17 protein-coding genes are annotated in these 23101 nt (G+C 56.3%); 13 read left to right on the forward strand and 4 right to left on the reverse strand.

Going from position 1 to position 23101, the window contains the following annotated elements:
* The first annotated feature begins 83 nt into the window (after positions 1-83).
* The 8 genes from pspF (at position 84) to NQH49_RS10155 (ending at position 9046) form a co-directional block, all read left to right on the forward strand.
* Positions 84-1082, forward strand: a complete 999-nt coding sequence (gene pspF / locus NQH49_RS10120) for a phage shock protein operon transcriptional activator (RefSeq protein ID WP_256696537.1) — start codon at positions 84-86, stop codon at positions 1080-1082.
* A gap of 458 nt (positions 1083-1540) precedes the next feature.
* Entirely contained in the window at positions 1541-3163 is a 1623-nt protein-coding gene (gene sapA, locus NQH49_RS10125; protein WP_256696538.1) for an ABC transporter substrate-binding protein SapA, read from the forward strand.
* 2 nt (positions 3164-3165) lie between these two features.
* Positions 3166-4131 carry a putrescine export ABC transporter permease SapB gene (gene sapB / locus NQH49_RS10130; protein WP_256696539.1) on the forward strand — a complete coding sequence of 322 codons (966 nt, stop codon included), beginning with the start codon at positions 3166-3168 and terminating at the stop codon, positions 4129-4131.
* Entirely contained in the window at positions 4118-5008 is an 891-nt protein-coding gene (sapC, locus tag NQH49_RS10135; RefSeq protein WP_256696540.1) for a putrescine export ABC transporter permease SapC, read from the forward strand. Before sapB ends, sapC begins: the two co-directional genes overlap by 14 nt.
* Positions 5008-6003, forward strand: a complete 996-nt coding sequence (gene sapD / locus NQH49_RS10140; RefSeq protein ID WP_256696541.1) for a putrescine export ABC transporter ATP-binding protein SapD — start codon at positions 5008-5010, stop codon at positions 6001-6003. Before sapC ends, sapD begins: the two co-directional genes overlap by 1 nt.
* A 2-nt stretch (positions 6004-6005) precedes the next feature.
* Complete coding sequence (sapF, locus tag NQH49_RS10145; RefSeq protein WP_008106485.1) at positions 6006-6809, forward strand: putrescine export ABC transporter ATP-binding protein SapF; 804 nt, start codon at positions 6006-6008, stop codon at positions 6807-6809.
* 128 nt (positions 6810-6937) lie between these two features.
* Complete coding sequence (gene fabI, locus NQH49_RS10150; protein WP_007892455.1) at positions 6938-7726, forward strand: enoyl-ACP reductase FabI; 789 nt, start codon at positions 6938-6940, stop codon at positions 7724-7726.
* A gap of 198 nt (positions 7727-7924) precedes the next feature.
* On the forward strand, positions 7925-9046 hold the full coding sequence (locus NQH49_RS10155; protein WP_256696542.1) for a CMD domain-containing protein: 1122 nt from the start codon (positions 7925-7927) through the stop codon (positions 9044-9046).
* Here NQH49_RS10155 and NQH49_RS10160 read toward each other — a convergent pair.
* Together NQH49_RS10160 and NQH49_RS10165 are read right to left on the reverse strand one after the other, a co-directional pair.
* Entirely contained in the window at positions 9043-9939 is an 897-nt protein-coding gene (locus NQH49_RS10160) for a LysR family transcriptional regulator (RefSeq protein WP_256696543.1), read from the reverse strand. The genes NQH49_RS10155 and NQH49_RS10160 overlap by 4 nt on opposite strands.
* Positions 9940-10019: 80 nt before the next feature.
* The gene (locus tag NQH49_RS10165) at positions 10020-11609 is read right to left on the reverse strand and encodes a PTS transporter subunit EIIC (protein ID WP_256696544.1); all 1590 of its coding nucleotides are present in this window, start codon (positions 11607-11609) and stop codon (positions 10020-10022) included.
* A gap of 243 nt (positions 11610-11852) precedes the next feature.
* Here NQH49_RS10165 and NQH49_RS10170 point away from each other — a divergent pair, with 243 nt between their 5' ends.
* The 5 genes from NQH49_RS10170 to pdeR all read left to right on the forward strand — a co-directional run bounded on the left by NQH49_RS10170 (position 11853) and on the right by pdeR (position 20900).
* Positions 11853-14159 carry an FdhF/YdeP family oxidoreductase gene (locus tag NQH49_RS10170; RefSeq protein WP_256696545.1) on the forward strand — a complete coding sequence of 769 codons (2307 nt, stop codon included), beginning with the start codon at positions 11853-11855 and terminating at the stop codon, positions 14157-14159.
* A 124-nt stretch (positions 14160-14283) separates the two neighbouring features.
* Positions 14284-16218 carry an exoribonuclease II gene (locus tag NQH49_RS10175; protein WP_256696546.1) on the forward strand — a complete coding sequence of 645 codons (1935 nt, stop codon included), beginning with the start codon at positions 14284-14286 and terminating at the stop codon, positions 16216-16218.
* Between the two features lie 184 nt (positions 16219-16402).
* On the forward strand, positions 16403-18469 hold the full coding sequence (locus NQH49_RS10180) for a carbon starvation CstA family protein (protein WP_256696547.1): 2067 nt from the start codon (positions 16403-16405) through the stop codon (positions 18467-18469).
* On the forward strand, positions 18462-18758 hold the full coding sequence (locus NQH49_RS10185) for a YbdD/YjiX family protein (protein ID WP_256696548.1): 297 nt from the start codon (positions 18462-18464) through the stop codon (positions 18756-18758). The genes NQH49_RS10180 and NQH49_RS10185 overlap by 8 nt, the downstream gene beginning before the upstream one ends.
* A gap of 156 nt (positions 18759-18914) precedes the next feature.
* Positions 18915-20900 carry a cyclic di-GMP phosphodiesterase gene (gene pdeR / locus NQH49_RS10190; protein ID WP_256696549.1) on the forward strand — a complete coding sequence of 662 codons (1986 nt, stop codon included), beginning with the start codon at positions 18915-18917 and terminating at the stop codon, positions 20898-20900.
* 15 nt (positions 20901-20915) lie between these two features.
* Here the strand turns inward: pdeR and NQH49_RS10195 are convergent, their stop codons facing one another.
* A complete protein-coding gene (locus NQH49_RS10195) occupies positions 20916-21782 on the reverse strand; it encodes a crotonase/enoyl-CoA hydratase family protein (RefSeq protein ID WP_007892438.1) in 867 nt (288 codons plus the stop codon).
* Between the two features lie 145 nt (positions 21783-21927).
* Positions 21928-22911 (reverse strand): 2-keto-3-deoxygluconate transporter, encoded by a 984-nt coding sequence (gene kdgT, locus NQH49_RS10200; protein WP_256696550.1) that lies wholly within the window; start codon positions 22909-22911, stop codon positions 21928-21930.
* Positions 22912-23101: the final 190 nt, after the last annotated feature.

The following is a 23101-nucleotide window of genomic DNA, read 5'->3' on the forward strand; positions in this document are numbered from 1 at the left end:
GATTTTACGCCATTTGTTTATTTTACATCCGCCAGAACATCCCTTAAGGTAGTGAAATTGATTAATCAGTGGCGAATTTCATCATGGCGAATAGTTCAGACAACCTTTTAGGCGAATCGAATAACTTTCTGGAGGTACTGGAACAGGTTTCGCGCCTGGCGCCGCTGGAAAAACCGGTGCTGGTGATTGGTGAACGCGGGACAGGCAAAGAGCTGATCGCCAGCCGCCTGCATTATCTGTCGAACCGTTGGGAAGGCCCGTTTGTTTCACTGAACTGCGCCGCGCTGAATGAAAACCTGCTCGATTCCGAACTGTTCGGCCATGAAGCCGGCGCGTTTACCGGGGCGCAAAAACGCCATCTGGGACGCTTCGAGCGCGCCGATGGCGGCACGCTATTCCTGGATGAACTCGCCACCGCACCGATGCTGGTGCAGGAGAAATTGCTGCGCGTGATTGAATATGGTCAGCTGGAACGCGTGGGCGGCAATCAATCTTTGCAGGTCAATGTGCGCCTCGTATGCGCCACCAATGAAGATCTGCCCGCGCTGGCCGCCGCCGGAAAATTCCGCGCCGACCTGCTCGATCGCCTCGCCTTTGATGTGGTGCAGCTGCCGCCGCTGCGTGAACGCCGCAGCGACATCCTGGTGATGGCCAACCATTTCGCGATTCAAATGTGCCGCGAGCTAGGCTTGCCGCTGTTCCCTGGCTTCAGCGATCGCGCCCAGTTGGCGCTACTGAATCACAGCTGGCCCGGCAACGTGCGCGAGCTGAAAAACGTGGTTGAGCGTTCGGTCTATCGCCATCACAGCGCCAACGATGAGCTGGATAACATCATCATCAACCCTTTTGCACCGCGTACGCCGCCCGCCAACGTTGTCGCTTCACCCGAAACCTCTGCTTTGCCTTCCCTGCCGCTGGATTTACGTCAGTGGCAAAATCAGCAGGAACGCGAGTTGGTAGAAGCGAGTTTGCAGCAGGCCAAATATAACCAGCGCCGCGCCGCCGAGTTGCTGCGTGTGACGTACCACCAGTTGCGCGCCATGATGAAGAAGCACGGGATTCAGGCGCGAGACGAGGATTAACCTGGTCGCCATAAATGGCGCCCCTACGTGTGATTTTTTTAAGAACGCCGCACGGTGTTTTTTTCTAACTGTTTCGAGTGGATGCAAGGCGGCAAGCGAGGACATCCCTGGGAGCATACATAAGTATGTGACCAGGGTGGACGAGCGCAGCCAACGCAGCAGCCGCTCGAAACAGGACGAAAAAAGGCCCGCGGATTAACGCGGGCAACTAATACTGGAAGCAATGTGAGCAATGTCGTGCTCTTCTTCGGTAGAGCCACCGTCGAAGCGCAGAAGAATAATAATCATTCTTATTATCATCTGTAAACCCCTAATTGAGAATTTTTCTCATTTCCACACAGAGATTGTGATTACCCCATCGCCATCTTGGCGAAAAACACAGCAGAAGCGTCGCGAATTTGGGGAGTACGTGACGTTTAAGATACACTCACGCTATTGCCTCAGAATCGTTGAGTTCTATGCCAAAATTATTCCCCTCTCTGCTGCTTGGTCTCAGCATGATGAGCGCGTCAGCGTGGGCCGCGCCAACGGACAACATCCGCAACAGCGGTTTTGTCTATTGCGTTAACGGCACGGTTAATACCTTCAACCCACAAATGGTCAGCAGCGGCTTAGTCGTTGATACGCTGGCGGCGCAGCTGTATGACCGGCTGCTGGACGTGGATCCTTATACTTATCGTTTAATCCCCGACCTCGCTCAGAGCTGGGAGGTGCGGGATAACGGCGCAACCTACCGTTTCCACCTGCGCAAAGATGTCGCCTTCCAGCACACCAACTGGTTTAAACCGACGCGTAAAATGAACGCCGACGATGTGGTGTTCAGCTTTGCGCGCATGTTTGATCGCAAGCATCCGTGGCACAACGTCAACGGCGGCAGCTATCCCTATTTTGATAGCCTGCAGTTTGCCGATTCCGTGCAGAGCGTGAAAAAGCTCGATATTGATACGGTTGAAATCCGCCTCAACAGCCCGGATGCCTCATTCCTGTGGCACATCGCGACGCATTACGCGCCGATTCTTTCGCAGGAGTACGCCAATAATCTCAGCGCCAAAGGCCAGCAGGAACAGCTGGATCGCGAACCGGTCGGCACCGGCCCGTTCCAGCTGAGCGAATACCGCACCGGACAATATCTGCGCCTGGCGCGTAATCCGCAGTACTGGAAAGGCGTGCCGCGTCTGCAGCAGGTGGTGATTGATTTGGGCGTCGGCGGCACCGGACGTTTGTCCAAACTGCTCACCGGCGAATGCGATGTACTGGCCTATCCCGCCGCCAGCCAGCTGAGCATATTGCGCGACGATCCGCGTCTGCGCATGACGCTGCGCCCCGGCATGAACATCGCCTATCTGGCGTTTAACACACGCAAGCCGCCGCTCGATCGCCCGGAAGTGCGCCACGCGCTGGCGCTGGCGATCAATAACGAACGCCTGATGGAGTCGATCTATTACGGCACCGCCGAAACTGCCGCCTCGATTCTGCCGCGTGCATCCTGGGCTTATGACAACGATGCGCGCGTCACCGAATACAATCCGGCCAGAGCGCGTGAAGAGTTGAAAGCGCTGGGGCTGGAAGATCTGCATTTACGTTTAGTGGTGCCCTCTTCCTCGCAGTCGTGGAATCCCAGCCCGCTGAAAACCGCCGAGCTGTTGCAGGCGGATTTGGCGCAGATTGGCGTGCGCGTCACCATCGCGCCGGTGGAAGGCCGCTTCCAGGAAGCGCAGTTAATGGAGATGAATCACGATCTCACGCTTACCGGCTGGGCAACCGACAGTAACGATCCCGACAGTTTCTTCCGTCCGCTGTTAAGCTGCGCGGCGATCCGTTCGCAGACCAATTATGCACACTGGTGCTCGCCCGCCTTTGATGAGGCGTTGCAGCACGCGCTGCTGTCCCAGCAGCTGTCGGCACGCATTGATAGCTACGACAAAGCGCAGCAAATTTTGGCGCAAGAGCTGCCGGTGTTGCCGCTGGCCTCATCGCTGCGTTTGCAGGCCTATCGGCATGACATCAAAGGTCTGGTGTTGAGCCCGTTTGGTAACGCCTCGTTCGCCGGCGTTTACCGCGATGAGAGCAGCGAGGAATAAGCATGATTATCTATATTCTGCGTCGCGTGGTGCTGCTGCTGATCACCCTGTTTTTGCTGTCGCTGGTGAGCTTCAGCCTGAGCTACTTCACGCCAAACGCCCCGCTTGAAGGCGCGTCGCTGTTTGATGCGTGGTGGTTCTGGTTTAAGGGCTTGCTGCAGTTTGATTTTGGCGTCTCCAGCACCAACGGCCAGCCGATTGATCTTCAGCTGCGCGAAGTGTTCCCTGCCACGCTGGAGCTGTGCGTTATGGCATTTATTCTGGCGCTGCTGGTGGGCATCCCGCTGGGAATCTGCGCCGGCGTGATGCGCAAAAAATGGCAGGATAAAGCCATCAGCGCGCTGGCGCTGCTCGGCTTCTCAATGCCGGTATTCTGGCTGGCGCTGCTGTTTACGCTGTTCTTCTCATTAACGCTCGGCTGGTTGCCGGTTTCCGGGCGTTTCGACCTGCTCTATCCGGTGCAAAACATTACCGGCTTTGCGCTGATTGATGCCTGGCTAAGCCCATCGCCGTGGCGGCATGAAATGCTGATCAGTGCCTTGACGCACATGATTCTGCCGGTGGTGGTGTTGGCGGTTGCGCCCGCCACCGAGATGATCCGCTTACTGCGCAGCAGCACCAGCGATGTGATGGACAAGAACTACGTTAAAGCCGCCGCCACGCGCGGGCTATCACGCTTCACGGTGATCCGTCGCCACGTGTTACATAACGCGCTGCCGCCGGTGATTCCGCGCCTTGGCCTGCAATTTTCCACCATGCTGACGTTGGCGATGATTACCGAAGTGGTATTCAACTGGCCGGGAATCGGCCGCTGGCTGATTAATGCCATTCGCCAGCAGGATTACGCGGCGATTTCCGCTGGCGTGATGGTGGTTGGCGGACTGGTGATTCTGGTCAGCGTGTTATCCGATATTTTAGGCGCGGCACTTAACCCGCTGAAACATAAGGAATGGTATGCCCTTAGATAATGTCTACGACGAGAAGCGGCTGCCTAGCACGCTGCGTCGCAGCTGGCAGCGTTTATATCGTGATACCAGCGGCATGGTCGGTTTGTACGGCTTTGGCCTGCTGCTGTTCCTGTGCCTGTTTGGCGGCCTGCTGGCGCCGTATGGCATCGATCAGCAATTCCTCGGTTATCAGCTGCTGCCACCGTCGTGGTCGCGCTATGGCGATGTCTCCTTCTTCCTCGGCACCGACGATTTAGGTCGCGATTTGCTGAGCCGCCTGCTGAGCGGCGTAGCGCCGACAGTGGGCTCAGCGATTCTGGTGACGGTGCTGGCGGCGATTTGCGCGCTGGTGCTTGGCGTGTTTGCCGGTATCACGCACGGCGTGCGCTCAGCGGTGATGAATCACGTGCTGGATACCTTGCTGTCGATTCCCTCGCTGCTGCTGGCGATTATCGTGGTGGCGTTTCTCGGCCCGCGCCTCGAACACGCGATGCTGGCGGTGTTTCTCGCACTGATCCCACGTCTGGTGCGCGAGATCTATACTGCGGTGCATGATGAGATGGAAAAAGAGTATGTGGTGGCGCTGCGTCTCGATGGCGCGCGCAACCTGAATATCTTGTGGAATGCGGTGCTGCCCAACGTGCTGCCGCTGCTGGTGAGCGAATTTACCCGCTCGCTGTCGATGGCGATTCTCGACATCGCGGCACTCGGTTTTCTCGATCTTGGCGCGCAGCTGCCGTCACCCGAATGGGGGGCGATGCTCGGTGACGCGTTGGAGCTGATCTACGTTGCGCCTTGGACGGTGATGCTACCGGGCGTAGCGCTGATGGTCAGCGTGTTGATCGTTAACCTGCTGGGCGACGGCATTCGTCGCGCAGTAGAAGCGGGAGTTGAATAATGCCGCTACTGGATATCCGTAACCTGACCATTGAATTTATGACCGCTGACGGTCCGGTCAAAGCGGTCGACCGCATCAACCTGACGCTGACCGAAGGCGAAATTCGCGGTTTAGTGGGTGAATCAGGTTCTGGCAAAAGCCTGATCGCTAAAGCGATTTGCGGCGTCACCAAAGATAACTGGCGCGTCACCGCCGATCGCATGGTGTTTGATGATATCGACCTGCTGCGCTTGTCACCGCGTGAACGCCGTCGGATTGTTGGTCATAACGTGTCGATGATTTTCCAGGAGCCGCAATCCTGTCTTGATCCGTCGGAAAGTATCGGCCGCCAGTTGATGCAGGCGATTCCGCGCTGGACGCATAAAGGTCGCTGGTTTAAACGCCTGTGGTTCTGGCGCAAAGTGCGCGCCATTGAGCTGCTGCACCGCGTCGGTATCAAAGATCATAAAGACATCATGCGCAGTTTCCCGTACGAACTCACCGACGGCGAATGCCAGAAAGTGATGATCGCCATCGCGCTGGCCAATCAGCCGCGTTTGCTGATTGCCGATGAACCGACCAATGCGATGGAGCCGACCACGCAGGCGCAGATTTTCCGCCTGCTGAGCCGCCTTAACCAGAATAACAACACCACCATTTTGCTGATCAGCCACGATCTGCGCACCATGAGCCACTGGGCCGACCGCATCAATGTGATGTACTGCGGCCAGACGGTGGAGAGCGCGCAAAGCGAAGAGTTGATGGAGTCACCGCATCATCCTTACACTCAGGCGCTGATCCGTGCGATGCCCGATTTCGGTAGCGCGCTGCCGCACAAAAGCCGCCTGAACACGCTGTCAGGCGCGATTCCTTCGCTGGAACATCTGCCGATTGGCTGTCGTTTGGGTCCGCGCTGTCCGTATGCGCAACGTAAGTGCATCGAAACGCCGCGCCTGACCGGCACTAAAGCGCATCTGTTTGCCTGCCACTTCCCGCTGAATATGGAGAGCCAGTAAACATGGAAACGCTGCTGGAAGTGCGCAACCTGAGTAAAACCTACCGCTATCGCACCGGCCTGTTCCGTCGTCAGCACGTTGAGGCGGTGAAAGGCGTCAGTTTTACCCTGCGTGAGAAACAGACGCTGGCGGTGATTGGTGAAAACGGTTCGGGGAAATCGACGCTGGCGAAAATGCTCAGCGGCATGGTCGAGCCGAGCGAAGGCGAAATGCTGATTGACGATCACCCGCTGGAGTACGGCGATTACGGCTACCGCAGCCAGCGCATTCGCATGATTTTTCAGGATCCTTCCACCTCGCTCAATCCGCGTCAGCGCATCAGCCAGATTCTCGATTTCCCGCTGCGCCTGAATACCGAGCTGGATGATGAGGCGCGCGAAAAACGCATTATTGCCACGCTGCGTCAGGTCGGTTTGCTGCGCGACCACGCCGGTTACTACCCGCATATGCTGGCGCCCGGCCAGAAGCAGCGTCTGGCGCTGGCGCGTGCGCTGATTCTGCAGCCAAAGGTGATCGTCGCCGATGAAGCCCTCGCCTCGCTGGATATGACCATGCGTTCGCAGCTGGTGAACCTGATGCTGGAACTGCAGGAGAAACACGGCATCGCCTATATTTATGTCACGCAGCATCTCGGCATGATGAAGCACATCAGCGATCAGGTGCTGGTGATGCATCAGGGTGAAGTGGTGGAGCGCGGCGGTACCGCCGATGTCCTGGCCTCGCCGCTGCACGATCTCACCAAACGCCTGATCACCAGCCACTTTGGTGAAGCCTTAACCGCCGAAGCCTGGCGCCGCGAGCGTTAAGGCGCGGAAAACGCGGTGCGATTTACCGCATTTATACAGACGTGCTAGACTTCGCACGAGATTAACGTCGGTCGCCTGTTTTTCAACCATCGCGACCGCCAACAACAATGACCAAAAGGATTACAGCTATGGGTTTTCTTTCCGGTAAGCGCATTCTGATTACTGGCGTTGCCAGTAAACTCTCAATCGCCTACGGTATTGCGCAGGCGATGCACAAACAGGGCGCAGAACTGGCTTTCACCTACCAGAACGACAAACTGAAAAGTCGTGTGGAAGAGTTTGCTAAAGATCTGGGTTCAGACATTGTTCTGCCATGCGATGTGGCTGAAGACGAGAGCATCACTGCGCTGTTCACCGAACTGGCAAAAACCTGGCCGAAATTTGACGGTTTCGTTCACTCCATCGGTTTCGCACCTGGCGATCAGCTGGATGGCGACTACGTGAATGCCGTTACCCGTGAAGGCTTCAAAATCGCTCACGACATCAGCGCGTACAGCTTTGTGGCGATGGCGAAAGAGTGCCGTGCGATGCTGAACCCGAATTCTGCCCTGCTGACCTTGTCTTACCTGGGTGCAGAGCGCGCCATCCCGAACTACAACGTGATGGGTCTGGCGAAAGCGTCTCTGGAAGCTAACGTGCGCTACATGGCGAACGCAATGGGTCCAGAAGGCACGCGTGTTAACGCCGTTTCTGCTGGTCCAATCCGTACGCTGGCTGCATCAGGCATCAAAGATTTCCGTAAGATGCTGGCACACTGCGAAGCGGTTACCCCGATTCGTCGTACCGTTACCATCGAAGACGTGGGTAACTCAGCGGCATTCCTGTGCTCTGATCTGGCGGGTGGTATCACCGGTGAAGTGGTACACGTTGATGGCGGCTTCAGCATTGCCGCAATGAACGAGCTGGAACTGAAATAAGATTTACCCAGGGTCGCCATTCATGGCGACCTCTTCTGCAAAAAAATCTCCACTTATACTCGTAAGCTATTAATTATTCCCCATCATTCTTTTGCCGTGGACAGCCGTTCAGCGACGATAAGCTAGCCCTTTGTTGCACGCCTGCTTTTCAGATTCGCACGTTGTGCAGCAAGTCCGTTTTTAGCGCAAGGAATGACCATGGAACAACGCCGTTCTCCCGGCCATGACCACTGGTTTTATGAAAGCCAGACTCGCCCGAATAGCACTGCCACTGCGCCGCTGGTGCCCGAAGCCGCCTATATCGACGATCGTTTCTTACTCGGTTTGCAACAGGAAGCGACGGCGTTACAGCCGCTGCTGTCGCGTTTTCAGCCTGCGTTATTGGCCGCGCGCGATCTCAGCCAGATTCTGTTTCCCGATACGCTTGCTACCAGTTTGACCCACACCTTAACGCTGTACGATCGCCTCAGCACCGCGCTGACGGTAGCGCAAGTCGCCGGCGTGCAGCGCCTGTGCAATCACTACTCCGCCCGGCTCAATCCGTTGCCTGGTCCGGACTCGTCACGCGAAAGTAATAATCGTCTGACGCAAATCACCCAATATGCGCGCCAGCTGGCGATGCAGCCGGAACTGATCACCGCCCACAGCATCAGCGCGCTGGACGCGGTGGGCTTAACCGAGCCGGATATCGTCACGCTGAATCAGCTGGTGGGATATGTCAGCTATCAGTCACGCGTGGTAGCCGCGCTGCAGGCAATGATGGGCTTGCCGGTGCGCTGGATTCCGGGCGTTTCACCGCCGCCGGATGCCAGCGCAGATCTGTTTACCCGCAATGACGGTTGGCAGCACGCGCTAAAACCGGTTGAACTGCGCTACGCCAGCGCCGATCAGCTGGCGGCGGTGACCTTCTGTCAGGGCATTGAGGGATTGGATGATGCCATTTGGCTGCTGGTGCACGATGCGCAAGCGCTGTATGGCTTCGCCACGCTAAAACAGCGGCTGAGTGAACATTTTGCCGAGGATGAAGCGCTGGCGCAGGCGGTCAGCGCGCGGGTGCTGGGTTGTCGACGTCAGTTTGATCGTGTTTCTGATGAGTGGCGTGCCGCGCTGGAGCAGGATGTCGAAAGCGCTGGCGCAGCATCGCCGGTGATTTCACTCAGTGCCCAGCTCACTCGCCTGCCCGACCGCTTCAGCGCTGCGCATTTGCAGCCGTTGCTTAACGCGGGCTGGGGCACGGAACGTATCTTCACCTTGTTACAAGCGGTAGCCTTTGCCAACTGGCAGGACCGCGTGCTGATGGCGCTTGGCGAAACCCGTTAATCGGGCAGATGCCGCCGCGCTTCATCAAAGAAATGCTGAGCCAGCGGCGATGCTCTGCCCGGCTCGGCAACCACTAACGCCGCCTGCCTGCCCATCGGCGCCATTTCAATCGGCCGCCGCGCCAGATTCTGCATCAGTTCCGGCAACAGATGCCCGCATGGCGACACCATCACGCCCAAGCCAACCTGCGCACTTTGCAGCAGCTGCATGATCGACGCGCTCTCAACAATCACGCGCGGTATCAAGCCGGTTTCACGCAGTTGCCCATCAAGATAACGACGAAAATAGCGCGTCGGTTCCGCCAGACACAGTGGCTGGCTGGCAAGCGTGGTGAGTGAGATGCTCTCTTGCTCCAGCAGCGCCGGGAAATGCGCCGGATTGAACAGCGCCTCGACGCCCGGATCTTTTAACAGCGCAGTCTGGAAATGCAGCTCGCGCAGCGACGTCAGTTCAAAGAAGCCGATACCGCCATCAACCGTATGGCTGTTGAGCGCTTCCAGCAGCTGATCGGCGCTCATCGCGGCAACGCGATAGTCGAGCTGCGGATAACGCGCTTCCACTGCTTTCAACAACGCAGGCAGCGCCACGCTGCATTGCGGCATGACGCCAAGCCGCAAGGTGCCGTTGACGCCATGCTTGAGCGACTCCACTTCCAGCTTCAATCCCTGATATACCGAGACAATTTCCCGCGCCCAGGTCAGCACGCGCTCGCCTTCCGGCGTAAAACCATCGAAATTGTTACTGCGGTTGATCAGCGACAGCCCTAATTCGCGCTCAAGGTTTTTCAGACGCATCGATAGCGTCGGCTGGCTGACAAAGCTGACTTCTGCCGCACGGCCAAAATGGCGTTCGCGCTCAAGATTAGTCAGGTAGATTAATTGTTTGATGTCCATGGAAAGCAGAATTGGCTGGAAAACGGCAGTGTATCATGGCGGTTGCCGCTGCGCTGAATCCACGCGCAGCGGCCATTGCGTTACGCCACGCCCAAGGCACTTTTTACGTCGTTAGCGATCTTTTCGACCTGCGGGCCGTAAATCACCTGCACATCGTGTTCGCTGACGCGATTAATGCCGTTCGCGCCGGTGGTTAGTAACGTTTGATCAACCACTTCATTCATCTGTTTAACCCGCACGCGCAGCCGCGTGAAGCAGCAATCGACGTCCTCTATATTGGCTTCGCCGCCCAGCCCGCTGATGATCACTTTGGTGCGCTCATCCGCCGCAACTTGTTCCGGTTTGTGCTCCTCATCGGATTCGCGACCCGGCGTTTCTACCCGCATTCGCGTAATGACAAAGCGGAAACCGTAGTAGTAAACCGGCACATAAATCACCCCGAGGACAATCGTCCACCACCAGTGCGTTTTACTGCCGCCGAGAATACCGAACACCACCAGATCGATTGCGCCGCCCTGCACGTTGCCAATCATCAAATGCAGCATCGACATCAACATAAATGACAGGCCGGTTAACAGCGCATGCAGGATATACAGCACCGGAGAAACGAAGATGAAACAGAACTCCAGCGGTTCGGTGATGCCGGTGGTAAAGGAGGTCAGCGCACCAGCCAGCACCAGCGCTTTGACGCGCTGCTTATGTTCGGGACGCGCGGTGTGATAGATCGCCAGCGCGGCGGCAGGTAAGCCAAACATCATGACCGGAATTTTGCCCTGCGCGAGGAACTGGGTGGCGCCGCGCACCGTATCGTTCGGGATGGCGCCGGGATGCGTCAGTGAGGTGTTGAAGATGTTGAGCGCGCCGACAATACTTTGCCCATCCACCGTTGCCATGCCGCCAATCGGCGTGAAGCGCACGGTTTCGTTGAGAATGTGATGTAAACCGGTGGGAATCAATAAGCGTTCGCTGGTGCCGAGCAGAAAGGCGCCGTATTGCCCGCTTTTACCAATCATCAGGCCAACCCACGCGATGCCTGCGCCGATGGTCGGCCAAATCAACGCCAGCAGCACGCCCACCAGCGGCAGCACCACCACGGTAACGATCGGCACAAAGCGACGTCCGCCAAAGAAGCTGATCGCTGTGGGCAGTTGCTGGGTGTAGAAGCGGTTATGCAGCACCACGGTAATCAATCCGGCAATCACGCCGCCCAGCACGCTCATGTTGTAGGTAAAGATGCCGAGCATGTCGATGTATTCGGCGGACGTCATCATTGCTGCAGTTTGGTCCATGCCCGCTTTCTGTAGCGCTTCTGGCGTGGTGGTCGCGGCCGTCAATCCTTTCGAGGCCAGCGTGGAACTGATACCGACGTTCATGGCGATATAGCCAATCACAGCGGCAAAGGCGGCGGTGGGTTTCTCCGCTTTCGCCAGCCCGATGGCGCTGGCCACCGCAAAGAACAGCGGCAGATTGGCGAAAAGCGCGCCCGCCACTTTGCGAATAAATCCGATGATCAGTTGTGGCACTTGTAGGTTGGCGAAGGCATCGCCGGTAATCGCCGGGTTTTGCATTGCGGCGGCCAGGCCAAGAAAGATCCCTGCGGCAGCGATCACCGAGATTGGCATCATTAAGGCTTTACCGAAGGCGTGAATTTGGCTTGCCAGATTCTTCATGCGCGTGCCCTTTTCAGAAAGGAAAGAGCAATTATTAGTCAGTTATCCCAGCAGCACGTAACCGCCGCCCTTTATCAGCCGGGAAAGTTTGACTTAGGTCACGCTTTACGCCCGATCCGCGATAAACGCCGCCTATCGCACCATTAAACCAATCAATTAGACAACTTTTAAGGAGAGTCGCACACTTCCCGCTAACAGAAGACATATTCTGATAACAACTCATAAACAAATAAGCCTGCAACTATGAAATTTAAACGTAAGATTCAACCCTATCGCGCTGCTGCGGGCGGCTGGGGTTCATTAGAAGCCACCACCCGTTTCGTCCTTGATAGTAAAGCAGCCCTGAAAAACATGCGTAACCTGATGCGCATGAACAAAGCGCGCGGTTTCGACTGCCCGGGTTGCGCATGGGGCGATGACAACAAAAGCACCTTTAGCTTCTGTGAAAACGGGGCGAAAGCGGTGACGTGGGAAGCCACGCGTCGTGTGGTTGAGCCGGAATTTTTTGCCCAGCACAGCGTCAGCACCCTTTATCAGCAGAGCGATTACTTCCTTGAGTATCAGGGACGCTTAACCCATCCAATGCGCTACAACAGCGCCACCGACCACTACGAACCAATCAGCTGGGACGATGCGCTCGCCTTGATTGCTCGCCACCTGCAGGCGATGGATCATCCAAATCAAATGGAGCTTTACACCTCCGGGCGCGCCAGCAACGAAGCCTCCTGGCTTTATCAGCTGTTTGGCCGCGTGATGGGCACCAACAACTTCCCCGACTGCTCCAACATGTGCCATGAAGCCAGCGGCACCGGCCTGAAGCGCAGCATCGGCGTGGGTAAAGGCACTATTCGTCTGGACGATTTTGATCACGCCGACGCGATTTTCGTGCTGGGTCAGAATCCGGGCACCAACCATCCGCGCATGCTGCACAGCCTGCGTCACGCCGCCGATCACGGTGCGAAGATCGTCACCTTTAACACGCTGCGCGAACGCGGCCTTGAGCGCTTTGCCGATCCGCAAAAGCCGTTAGAAGTGGTCACATCGATGGCGGGCACCATTAGTTCTGCCTATTACCAGCCTAATCTGGGCGGCGATATGGCGGCGGTGCGCGGCATGGTAAAAGCCCTGCTCGAGCTACAGCGTGCACGTTTGGCGGCCGGTGAGAAAGGCATTTTCGATCAGGCGTTTATTGATGCGAATACGCATGGTGTAGAAGACTATCTTGCTGCAGTGGATAACACCCGCTGGGACGATATCGTGCGCCAATCCGGTCTGAGCGAAGTGCAGATCCGTGAAGCGGCGGCGATTTATCAAAGTGCTGAACGCGTGATTGTTACCTGGGCGATGGGCATCACGCAGCATAAACATTCGGTGGATACCGTCCGCGAGATCACCAACCTGCAGCTGCTGTTTGGTCAGTTGGGCAAGAAAGGCGCAGGCCTGTGTCCGGTACGCGGCCACAGTAATGTGCAGGGCAACCGCACCATGGGCATCGATGAGAAACCGGGCAAGCCGTTCCTCGATGCCCTCGGCGCGCACTTTGATTTCGAACCACCGCGCGAGCACGGTCACAACACCGTGGAAGCGCTGAACGCGATGCTGCGTGACGAAGTGAAAGTGCTGATTGCGCTGGGCGGCAACCTTGCGGCGGCCGCACCGGATTCACCGGTCACCGAAGAAGCGTTGCAGCATTGCGGTTTAACCGTGCACATCAGCACTAAACTCAACCGCAGCCATTTGGTGCCGGGCCATGAAGGATTGATTCTGCCAACGCTGGGCCGTACCGAACGCGATCGCCAGGCCAGCGGCAATCAGTACATCACCGTGGAAGACTCGTTCAGCATGGTGCACGCCTCAGAAGGCGTTGGCATTCCCTTAGCGGAAACGCAGCGTTCTGAAACCGCGATTGTCGCCGGCATCGCCCATGCGACGTTAGGCAGCGATAAAATCGACTGGTTGGCGATGGCAGGCAATTACGATCTGATTCGCGATCACATCGCCGCCACCATTCCTGGCTTTGCTGATTTCAACAACAAGTGCGACATTCCGGGTGGTTTCTACCTCGGTAGTGCTGCCGCCGAGCTGCGCTTCAATACGCCAAGTAAACGTGCCGAGTTCAGCGCCGCCGCCCTGCCGACTTCGCTGTTCCCGCAGTTAGGTGATGTCGCGGTGCCGTTTACGCTGCAAACCCTGCGTTCACACGATCAGTACAACACCACGATTTACGGCCTCGATGACCGTTATCGCGGCGTGTACGGTCAGCGTGAAGTGGTGTTTATCCATCCGGATGATATGGCGTCGCTGGGCTTCGCTGAAGGCCAGCTGGTGGATATTGAAACGCTGTGGAATGACGGTTTAACCCGCCGCGTCAGCGGTTTCAAACTGGTGCCGTATAACATTCCGCGCGGTAACCTCGCGGCTTATTATCCGGAAACTAACCCGCTGGTGCCGCTCTCCAGCTTTGGCGACGGCAGCGGCACGCCGACCTCAAAATCGGTGCCGGTGAAGCTGGCATTAACCGCCGCCGTAGCCTCACAACGCATCGCCTGACCAAAGCGTTATCAGAAGGTAAAAAGCCGCGTAAAGCGGCTTTTTAGCCTGTTTTGGCCTTGCCGCGCGGACCCGATTCGCGTAAAACTGTCAGCCGCTCTTAGGCCACGAAACTATATAAATTATGTTCCAGGATAATCCGCTGCTCGCGCAGCTTAAAGAGAAGCTTCACGCGCAGACTCCGCGCGTCGAAGGTGTTGTTAAAGGTACGGAAAAAGGCTTTGGCTTCCTCGAAGTTGATGCCCAGAAAAGCTACTTCATTCCGCCACCGCAGATGAAGAAAGTGATGCACGGCGACCGTATTTCTGCCGTGATCCACACCGATAAAGACCGCGAGAGTGCCGAGCCGGAAACCCTGGTTGAGCCGTTCCTGACCCGCTTTGTCGGCCGCGTGCAGAAGAAAGACGATCGCCTGTCAATTGTGCCGGATCATCCGCTGCTGAAAGATGCGATTCAGTGCCGCGCCGAACGTGGCGTGACCCACGATTTCCAGACCGGCGATTGGGCGGTGGCAGAGATGCGTCGTCACCCGCTAAAAGGCGATCGCGGTTTTTATGCCGAATTGACCGAATTCATTGTCACTGCGGACGATCACCTCGCGCCGTGGTGGGTAACCTTGTCGCGCCACAACCTCGAACGTCAGGCTCCGGACGTCGGTTTTGGTGAGATGCTTGATGAAAATCTGCAGCGTGAAGACTTGACCGCGCTGAACTTCGTCACCATCGACAGCGCCAGCACCCAGGATATGGATGATGCGCTACACGTGGAAGAAGCCGCCGACGGCAATCTGATCCTTACCATCGCCATCGCCGATCCAACCGCTTACGTGGCGGAAGGCAGCGAGCTGGATAAACTGGCATCGAAACGCGCGTTCACCAACTATCTGCCGGGCTTTAACATCCCGATGTTGCCGCGCGAACTCTCTGACGACGTCTGTTCTCTGCGTCCGAACGAACGTCGCCCAGCGCTGGCGTGCCGCGTCACCGTATTGAAAGATGGCAGCCTGGCCGATGACGTGCATTTCTTTGCCGCGTGGATCGAGTCAAAAGCCAAACTGGTTTATGACCAGGTTTCTGATTGGCTGGAAAACAGCGGCAGCTGGCAGCCAGAGAACGACGCCATCGCCCAGCAGATTCGCCTGCTGCACCAGGTTTGCCTGGCGCGCAGCGAGTGGCGTCAAACTCACGCGCTGGTGTTTAAAGATCGTCCGGACTACCGCTTTGTGTTGGGCGAGAAAGGCGAAGTACTGGATATCATCTCCGAGCCACGCCGCATCGCTAACCGTATTGTTGAAGAGTCGATGATTCTGGCAAACGTCTGTGCCGCGAAAGTGCTGCAGGAGAAGCTGGGCTTCGGTATCTACAACCTGCACACCGGTTTCGATCTGGCCAACGCTGAGCAGGCCGCTGGCGTGCTGGCGGGTCATGGCATCACCGTGGATCCGCAGGCGATTACGACGCTGGAAGGCTTCCGCCAGCTGCGTCGTGAACTTGATGCGCAGCCAACCCAGTATCTCGACAGCCGCATTCGCCGTTTCCAGTCGTTTGCTGAAGTCGGCACCGAGCCGGGCCCGCACTTTGGTCTGGGCCTCGACGCCTACGCGACCTGGACTTCGCCGATTCGTAAGTTTGGCGACATGATCAACCATCGCTTGCTGAAAGCGATTGTGCGCGGCGAAAGCACCGCTCGTCCGCAGGATGAGCTGACAACCATCATGAGCGAACGTCGTCGCCTCAACCGCATGGCCGAGCGCGATGTCGGTGACTGGCTGTACGCACGCTTCCTTGCGCCGTTTGCTGGCACCGATCGCAAGTTCAGTGCCGAGATCATCGACGTTTCTCGCGGCGGCATGCGCGTGCGCCTGCTGGAGAATGGCGCGGTGGCCTTTATTCCTGCACCGTTCATCCACGCGGTGCGTGATGAGCTGGTATGCTCGCAGGAAAGCGGCACCGTGCAGGTGAAAGGTGAAGTTGCTTACCGTGTAACGGACATCATCGACGTGACCATCGCCGAAGTACGTATGGAAACCCGCAGCGTGGTGGCTCGTCCGGCCGCCTGAGCATGAAAACTGGCGGGATAACAGCCGTTATCCCGCATTTCTCTCCGCCCGCTTTAGCAAATGCTAAATTTGCATTCCGCTTCACATTTCTAACGCCTCTGCCTGTCGTTAACAATTCATTACATTACTTTTAACTTGTTGTATTCGATCGCCTCTTTTCCCGGTCCCTACAAGGAGTTAACTCATGAACAACGTCAAAACCAGTCTCATCTGGTTAGCGGTGGCGTTAATTGGCGCGGGCGCATTTGCCATGCTGGCCCTCAGCCGTGGCGAACACGTCAATGCAGTCTGGCTGGTGATTGCCTCCGTCGCCTGCTACAGCATTGCCTATCGCTTCTACAGCCTGTTTATCGCTAAGCGCATCTTCGAACTGGACGATCGCCGTCGCACGCCGGCGGAGCGCTTAAGTGACGGCCTTGATTATGTGCCCACCAATAAATGGGTGCTGTTCGGTCACCATTTTGCGGCGATTGCCGGTGCGGGCCCGCTGGTCGGCCCAATCCTCGCGGCGCAAATGGGCTTCCTGCCTGGCACCATCTGGATTCTGGTGGGCGTGATGTTTGCCGGTGCGGTGCAGGATTTCCTGATTCTGTTTATCTCTACGCGCCGTGACGGCCGCTCGCTCGGTGAGATGGCGCGCCAGGAACTCGGTTCATTCGCTGGCGTTGTCACCATGCTCGGCGCGCTGGGCGTGATGATCATCATCCTCTCCGCGCTGGCCTTGGTGGTGGTGAAAGCGCTGGCCAACAGTCCGTGGGGCTTGTTCACCATTGCCGCGACCATTCCGATTGCGCTGTTTATGGGCGTGTATATGCGGTTCCTGCGTCCGGGCAAAATCGCGGAGGTGTCGATTATTGGCTTCGTGCTGATGATGGCGGCGATTATCTACGGCGGCAATGTGGCGGCCGATCCCTATTGGGGGCCGCTGTTCACGCTGAAAGGCACGGAGCTGACGTGGGTGCTGGTGATCTACGGTTTTGTCGCCTCTTCGCTGCCGGTGTGGCTGCTGCTGGCGCCGCGCGATTATCTCTCCACCTTCCTGAAAATCGGCGTGATCATCGGTTTAGCCATCGGCATCGTGTTTGCCATGCCCGAGATGAAGATGCCTGCGGTGACCAAATTTATTGATGGCACCGGACCGGTCTTCTCCGGCGCGCTGTTCCCGTTCCTGTTTATCACTATTGCTTGTGGTGCCATTTCAGGTTTCCATGCGCTGGTGTCGAGCGGCACCACGCCGAAACTGGTGGAGCGCGAAAGTCATATCCGCTTTATCGGCTATGGCGCGATGCTGATGGAATCCTTTGTGGCGATCATGGCGCTGATTTGCGCCTCGGTGCTTGATCCGGGCGTCTACTTTGCCATGAACTCACCCGCCGCGCTGATTGGCACCACGGTGGAAAGTGCGTCGCAGGTGATTAACGGCTGGGGTTTCGTGGTGACGCCAGAGATGCTGAGCGGCATTGCGCGCGACGTCGGTGAAAGCACCATTCTTTCGCGTGCCGGTGGTGCACCGACCTTTGCGGTTGGCATGGCACACATCATCACCGACGTGTTTAACAGCCGCGCCATGATGGCATTCTGGTATCACTTCGCCATCCTGTTTGAAGCGCTGTTTATCCTCACCGCTGTGGATGCCGGTACCCGCGCCTGCCGCTTTATGGTGCAGGATTTGGTGGGCACCGTGGTGCCATCAATGGCGAATAACCGTTCATGGTTGGGCAACATGGCGGGCACCACCGTTGCGGTGGCGGGTTGGGGTTTCTTCGTTTATCAGGGCGTGGTCGATCCGCTCGGCGGCATCAATACGCTGTGGCCGCTGTTTGGTATCGGCAACCAGATGCTGGCGTCGATGGCGCTGATTCTCGGCACTGTGGTGCTGTTCAAAATGAAGAAGCAGCGTTATGCGTGGGTGACGATTGTGCCGACCGCCTGGCTGTTTATTACCTCGATGACCGCGGGCTGGCAGAAGATTTTCCACGAGAAGCCATCGATTGGTTTCCTCGCGCAGGCCAACAAGTTCCGTAAAGGCATTGATGACGGCATCGTCATCGCCCCGGCGAAAACTGTTGCTGATATGCAAACCATCGTCTTCAGCAATCAAATTAACGCGGCCCTGTGTGCCTTCTTCATGCTGGTGGCGGTGACCATGCTGGTTTCAGCCTTCTTTGTGATTCGTCGGGCGCTCAACAGCACCGTGCCGACTACCCATGAATCTGAGATTTCTCTGCGTAAAGAGGTGCGAAATGTCTGAGTCCATTTATCACTGGAGAAAACCTACCGGCGCGTGGCAGATTCAGCAGTGCTTACCAATCGCACCCGCTACGGCTGGGCAAAATCTTACGCGCTGGCAACGCCTCTGGCAGGGATTACAGCAAAGTTTTCGTTTAATGGTCGGCGTTCATGACTATCAAACTTATCTGAAGCATATGCGCGAACATCATCCAACTGTCGCCCCCATGGATGAACGCGCTTTTCACCGTCACTGCCTCGATGCCCGCTTTCCCAGCCAGGCCGGAAAACTGGGTAAGTGCCCTTGCTAACCAGGATCAGCCCCGCTTGTCGGGGCTTTTTCGTGCCATTCTTTAATAAAAACAAAAATATATTTGGATTGCATCTTGTGCTGGCGCAGGAGGTTGAATACTGTTGCTAAAATAATGAGATACCGCCCGCTGAGCATTCCCCCGGAGGAAGTTTCCATGACCGATGAACAAGGGCAAACATTGCTATATACCTTGTTTGGCACCACCAGCCCTCATTGGCGTTTAACTTCAGATAGTGATGCTCTGCATTTTGCCGAAGATGAGAACGCGAACACCAATATGGCGGTTCCGCTGACTCCCGCACAAGCCAGTTTATTACGTGCGATGACGGTCATTACCTCAAGTATCAACCTCACGCTGTCGCTGCATGGCGAACCCGTTCCGATGCATTTTGTCGGTCGTAAAGTCAATCAATCGACCTGGGCAGGCACCTCTTCAGCCTGGGGTGATACCTCGGCTGTCGCGCGTGATTTGACGCTGGGATTATCGTTCGCCGAGCAAGTGGTTTCTGAGGCGAACTCAGTGATCGTGATCCTCGACCAACGCGGCAATATTCAACGTTTCAATCGTTTGAGTGAAGAGTACACAGGCCTGAAAGAGCAGGAAGTGATTGGCCGCAACGTATTCCAGCTGTTTATGACCAAGCAGGAAGCGCAAGCATCACGCCGCAATATCGCCGGATTCTTCCGTGAAGGCAGTTCTTACGAAGTTGAACGCTGGATTAAAACCCGCAAAGGTCAGCGACTGTTTCTGTTTCGTAATAAGTTCGTTCACAGCGGTAGCGGAAAAAATGAAATTTTCCTCATCTGTTCCGGAACCGACATCACTGAAGAGCGCCGCGCTCAGGAACGCCTGCGCGTGCTGGCCAACACCGATACCGTGACCGGCTTGCCCAATCGCAACGCGATTCATCAACAGATTAGTTTGGCACTCGAGCTGGCGAATGGCAGTCAAACCGGTGTGGTTTACCTCGATTTAGACAATTTTAAGAAGGTGAACGACGCTTACGGCCATATGTTTGGCGATCAGCTGCTGCAAGCGGTGTCATTAGCCATCCTCAGTTGCCTTGGCAAAGACCAGACGCTGGCGCGCCTCGGCGGCGATGAGTTTGTGGTGCTGGCGGAACACACCAGCCAGGCGGCGCTGGAAGCGATGGCATCGCGCATTCTTGAGCGGCTACGCCAGCCGTTTCGCATTGGCTTAATTGAAGTCTACAGCGGCTGCTCGATTGGTATCGCCCTCGCCCCGCTGCATGGCGAAGATCGTGAAAGCCTGATTCGTAACGCCGATACCGCGATGTATCACGCCAAAGAGAACGGCCGCGGCAAGTTCTGCGTGTTCGCTAACGAGATGAATCAGCGCGTGTTTGAGTATCTGTGGCTCGATACCAACCTGCGTAAAGCGCTCGAACTGGATCATCTGGTGGTGCATTACCAGCCTAAACTCAATGCCGAAGGCGAGGTACTGAGCGCCGAGGCGCTGGTGCGCTGGAATTCCCCAGAGCGCGGTTTGGTGCCGCCGGGCGACTTTATTTCGTATGCCGAAGAGTCCGGGTTGATTGTGCCTTTGGGCCGCTGGGTGATGCTGAATGTGTTACAGCAGATCATCAAGTGGCGCAGCGAAGGCATCTATCTGCGCGTCGCAGTGAACGTCTCAGCTAAACAGCTGATTGACCAGAGTATCTATACCGACCTGAAACATGCTTTGAATGAGGCCGGTTTGACCGATTGTCCGATTGATATCGAACTGACGGAAAGCTGCTTGATTGAGAATGAAGCTGGCGCGCTAATGCTGATGAAGCAGTTTCAGGAACTGGGCGCGCAAGTGCATCTTGATGATTTTGGTACCGGTTACTCCTCTCTTTCCCAGTTGGCGCGCGTCCCGATTGACGCCATTAAACTGGACCAGAGTTTTGTGCGTAATATCAATAAGCAACCTGTTGCGCAGTCGCTGGTCCGTGCAATTGTCGCCGTTGCCAAAGCCTTAAAGCTGCAGGTGATTGCTGAAGGCATTGAAACGAAAGCCGAAGAAAAGTTTGTTATGGCCAATGGTGTCGATGGGCGTCAGGGTTATTATTATGCAAAACCAATGCCCGCAGAAGAGCTCGGGCATTGGCTGGCTAAGCATCCTGCCCGCGTTTAACGCTGGTTTGCGAGATTAGCCGGCTTTGCGCAAGGATGCGCTATGACGGTTCTGCAGTTGTACCAGTCGTTCCATGTAAGCAATGTCTTTCGGTTCCAGTGTGAAGGCATAATCAACCCAATCCTCGGTGATATCCATCAGCTCGGCGCGTGATAATTGCAATACGCGCTGACGCGCTTTCAGCATCGCACGCACGCCGTTGAGCTTTGGACGTAACGTATCGATAAAGGTTCGTGTGGTGCGATAACCATCGCCCGGCTGGAACACTTTGTCGACCAGACCACGTGTTTCATACCACTCCGCGCTGTGTGACTCGCCTTCCATAATCAGCTCTTCGGCCAGCTTCATGCCAGAGCGACGTGCCACTAACGAGTAGCCGCCCATGCCGGGGAACAAGTTGAATGCGATCTCCGGGAAGCCCATGCGCGCGCTGTTCTGCGCCAGAATGAAGTGATGCGCCAGCGCCGCTTCAAAGCCGCCACCGAGCGCACTGCCCTCAATCATCGCCAGCGTGACCGCACCGGTATCGAAACCCCGCGCTGCGGAGTGGATGCAGTCAACACAGGCACGTGCATAAGCGCGCAGTGCTTCACGACGGTTGTTACGAATGCACTCCACGAAGAAACGCAAATCGCCTCCGGCGTTAAACATCTGTGGCACTAACGATCCCGTCACCCAGAAATCAATCGGCAGGCCGGAACGCTGAGCGGAATAGCTCAGGTTCATGATCTCCTCAATTAATTCGTGGTTGAAACTCGGACGGGGTTGCGCACGCAGCATCATCCACATGGTACGTCGGCCCTCTTCATAGTAGGCGGCGAGCTGTGTGGTTTGTCCAACTTCGGTGAACAGTCTGCATGTCGGTTGGTTAATTACTGTCATTGTCTCATCCTCTGTTTATGTTTATGTAGTGCGTTAAACGCCACATCAGCGTAATCCAGAGTGAGGCCAGACCAAATGAGAGATTGATTTATAAAGCAAAATCCAGAGATATCCCCGACCAGCGGCCGGGGAAGCATTAGCGGGCTTACTTGATGGCTGCGCGTTGCCCCACGGCAACATGAGAACGCTTAACGCGTCGTGAATAAACCGCCGTAATGATTGGCACAATGACAGACGTGACAATGACAGAAGTGGCGACCAACGCCGTGGCAGCCGGTGCGACCGGTTTAAACTGTGGCAGCATCTCGGCAATCAATACTGGCGTAGCCACCGCAGCGCCAGCGGTGCTGGATGCCGCAATCCCCGCCGTGCCATCGCCACCGCCAATCAAGCGATCGGCAATAATCAGCGGAATGCCGGTCACAATGATCACTGCGACGCCAAGCATGATTCCCAGCAGGCCAGTTTGCGCGATGACGGTCAAATCAATGGTGTTGCCCAATGCGAAAGCAAAGAACGGAATCAGCGTGTGTACCGCTTTGCCAAAGAACTCGCGCAGTTCGGGATCGAGATTACCGAGCGCAAATCCAACGACAAACGGCAGCACTGCGCCCACGAAGACATGCGGCTCGAATGAGGCGATGCCAGCGGTGCCAAGGATCACCATCGTCATCAGCGGCCCCGACTCCAGTGACATCAAGACGAACGCACCGGCTTCTTCTTTCGAACCGTACTGCTGCATGATGGAAGCGTATAAGCCGCCGTTGGTCATATCCATCGCCGCCACTAACGCCAGCGTGGAGAGTCCGGCAAACATGCCCACTTCCACGCCGTTTTCCGGCATCACACGCGATGCAATCGCCGCGACAACCCACGCCACTGCAATTTTGGTGAGCACCAGCGTGCCCGATTTACGTAGCACCGTGCCGGTGGCACTGAGTTTGATGGATGCGCCCATGCAGAAGAACCACACCGCGAGGATCGGTACGGTGCCGGTCATCAACCCATTGGTGAATGAACCAAAGTATTTACCTGCGCCAGGAGAGAACGTATGGCATAACGCGCCCAAAAACAGCGGAATCAACATCATGCCGCCGGGAATTTTATCGATTGCACGTTTGATATGCATAGGGGTGTCACCTTAACTGAGCCAGAGGGAGGTGTTTTTATGAATTGCCAGATGGCATGGCGAGCAAGATAACGATTGGCTGAAAGGAAAAAAGTGATCGCAAATGCATTTATGAAACGCTGTTTTATTTTTATTGACTGATCATTTTGTATTTATGATGCGCATCGCCATACCAGATGATTGATTGCAA

The sequence above is a fragment of the Pantoea trifolii genome (assembly GCF_024506435.1).
Lineage (GTDB): Bacteria > Pseudomonadota > Gammaproteobacteria > Enterobacterales > Enterobacteriaceae > Pantoea > Pantoea trifolii.

Bases quoted from the DNA above. Each gene is read 5' to 3' on its own strand.
- pspF (WP_256696537.1), top strand. From the start codon at position 84: ATGGCGAATAGTTCAGACAACCTTTTAGGCGAATCGAATAACTTTCTG.
- sapA (WP_256696538.1), top strand. From the start codon at position 1,541: ATGCCAAAATTATTCCCCTCTCTGCTGCTTGGTCTCAGCATGATGAGC.
- sapB (WP_256696539.1), top strand. From the start codon at position 3,166: ATGATTATCTATATTCTGCGTCGCGTGGTGCTGCTGCTGATCACCCTG.
- sapC (WP_256696540.1), top strand. From the start codon at position 4,118: ATGCCCTTAGATAATGTCTACGACGAGAAGCGGCTGCCTAGCACGCTG.
- sapD (WP_256696541.1), top strand. From the start codon at position 5,008: ATGCCGCTACTGGATATCCGTAACCTGACCATTGAATTTATGACCGCT.
- sapF (WP_008106485.1), top strand. From the start codon at position 6,006: ATGGAAACGCTGCTGGAAGTGCGCAACCTGAGTAAAACCTACCGCTAT.
- fabI (WP_007892455.1), top strand. From the start codon at position 6,938: ATGGGTTTTCTTTCCGGTAAGCGCATTCTGATTACTGGCGTTGCCAGT.
- NQH49_RS10155 (WP_256696542.1), top strand. From the start codon at position 7,925: ATGGAACAACGCCGTTCTCCCGGCCATGACCACTGGTTTTATGAAAGC.
- NQH49_RS10160 (WP_256696543.1), bottom strand. From the start codon at position 9,939: ATGGACATCAAACAATTAATCTACCTGACTAATCTTGAGCGCGAACGC.
- NQH49_RS10165 (WP_256696544.1), bottom strand. From the start codon at position 11,609: ATGAAGAATCTGGCAAGCCAAATTCACGCCTTCGGTAAAGCCTTAATG.
- NQH49_RS10170 (WP_256696545.1), top strand. From the start codon at position 11,853: ATGAAATTTAAACGTAAGATTCAACCCTATCGCGCTGCTGCGGGCGGC.
- NQH49_RS10175 (WP_256696546.1), top strand. From the start codon at position 14,284: ATGTTCCAGGATAATCCGCTGCTCGCGCAGCTTAAAGAGAAGCTTCAC.
- NQH49_RS10180 (WP_256696547.1), top strand. From the start codon at position 16,403: ATGAACAACGTCAAAACCAGTCTCATCTGGTTAGCGGTGGCGTTAATT.
- NQH49_RS10185 (WP_256696548.1), top strand. From the start codon at position 18,462: ATGTCTGAGTCCATTTATCACTGGAGAAAACCTACCGGCGCGTGGCAG.
- pdeR (WP_256696549.1), top strand. From the start codon at position 18,915: ATGACCGATGAACAAGGGCAAACATTGCTATATACCTTGTTTGGCACC.
- NQH49_RS10195 (WP_007892438.1), bottom strand. From the start codon at position 21,782: ATGACAGTAATTAACCAACCGACATGCAGACTGTTCACCGAAGTTGGA.
- kdgT (WP_256696550.1), bottom strand. From the start codon at position 22,911: ATGCATATCAAACGTGCAATCGATAAAATTCCCGGCGGCATGATGTTG.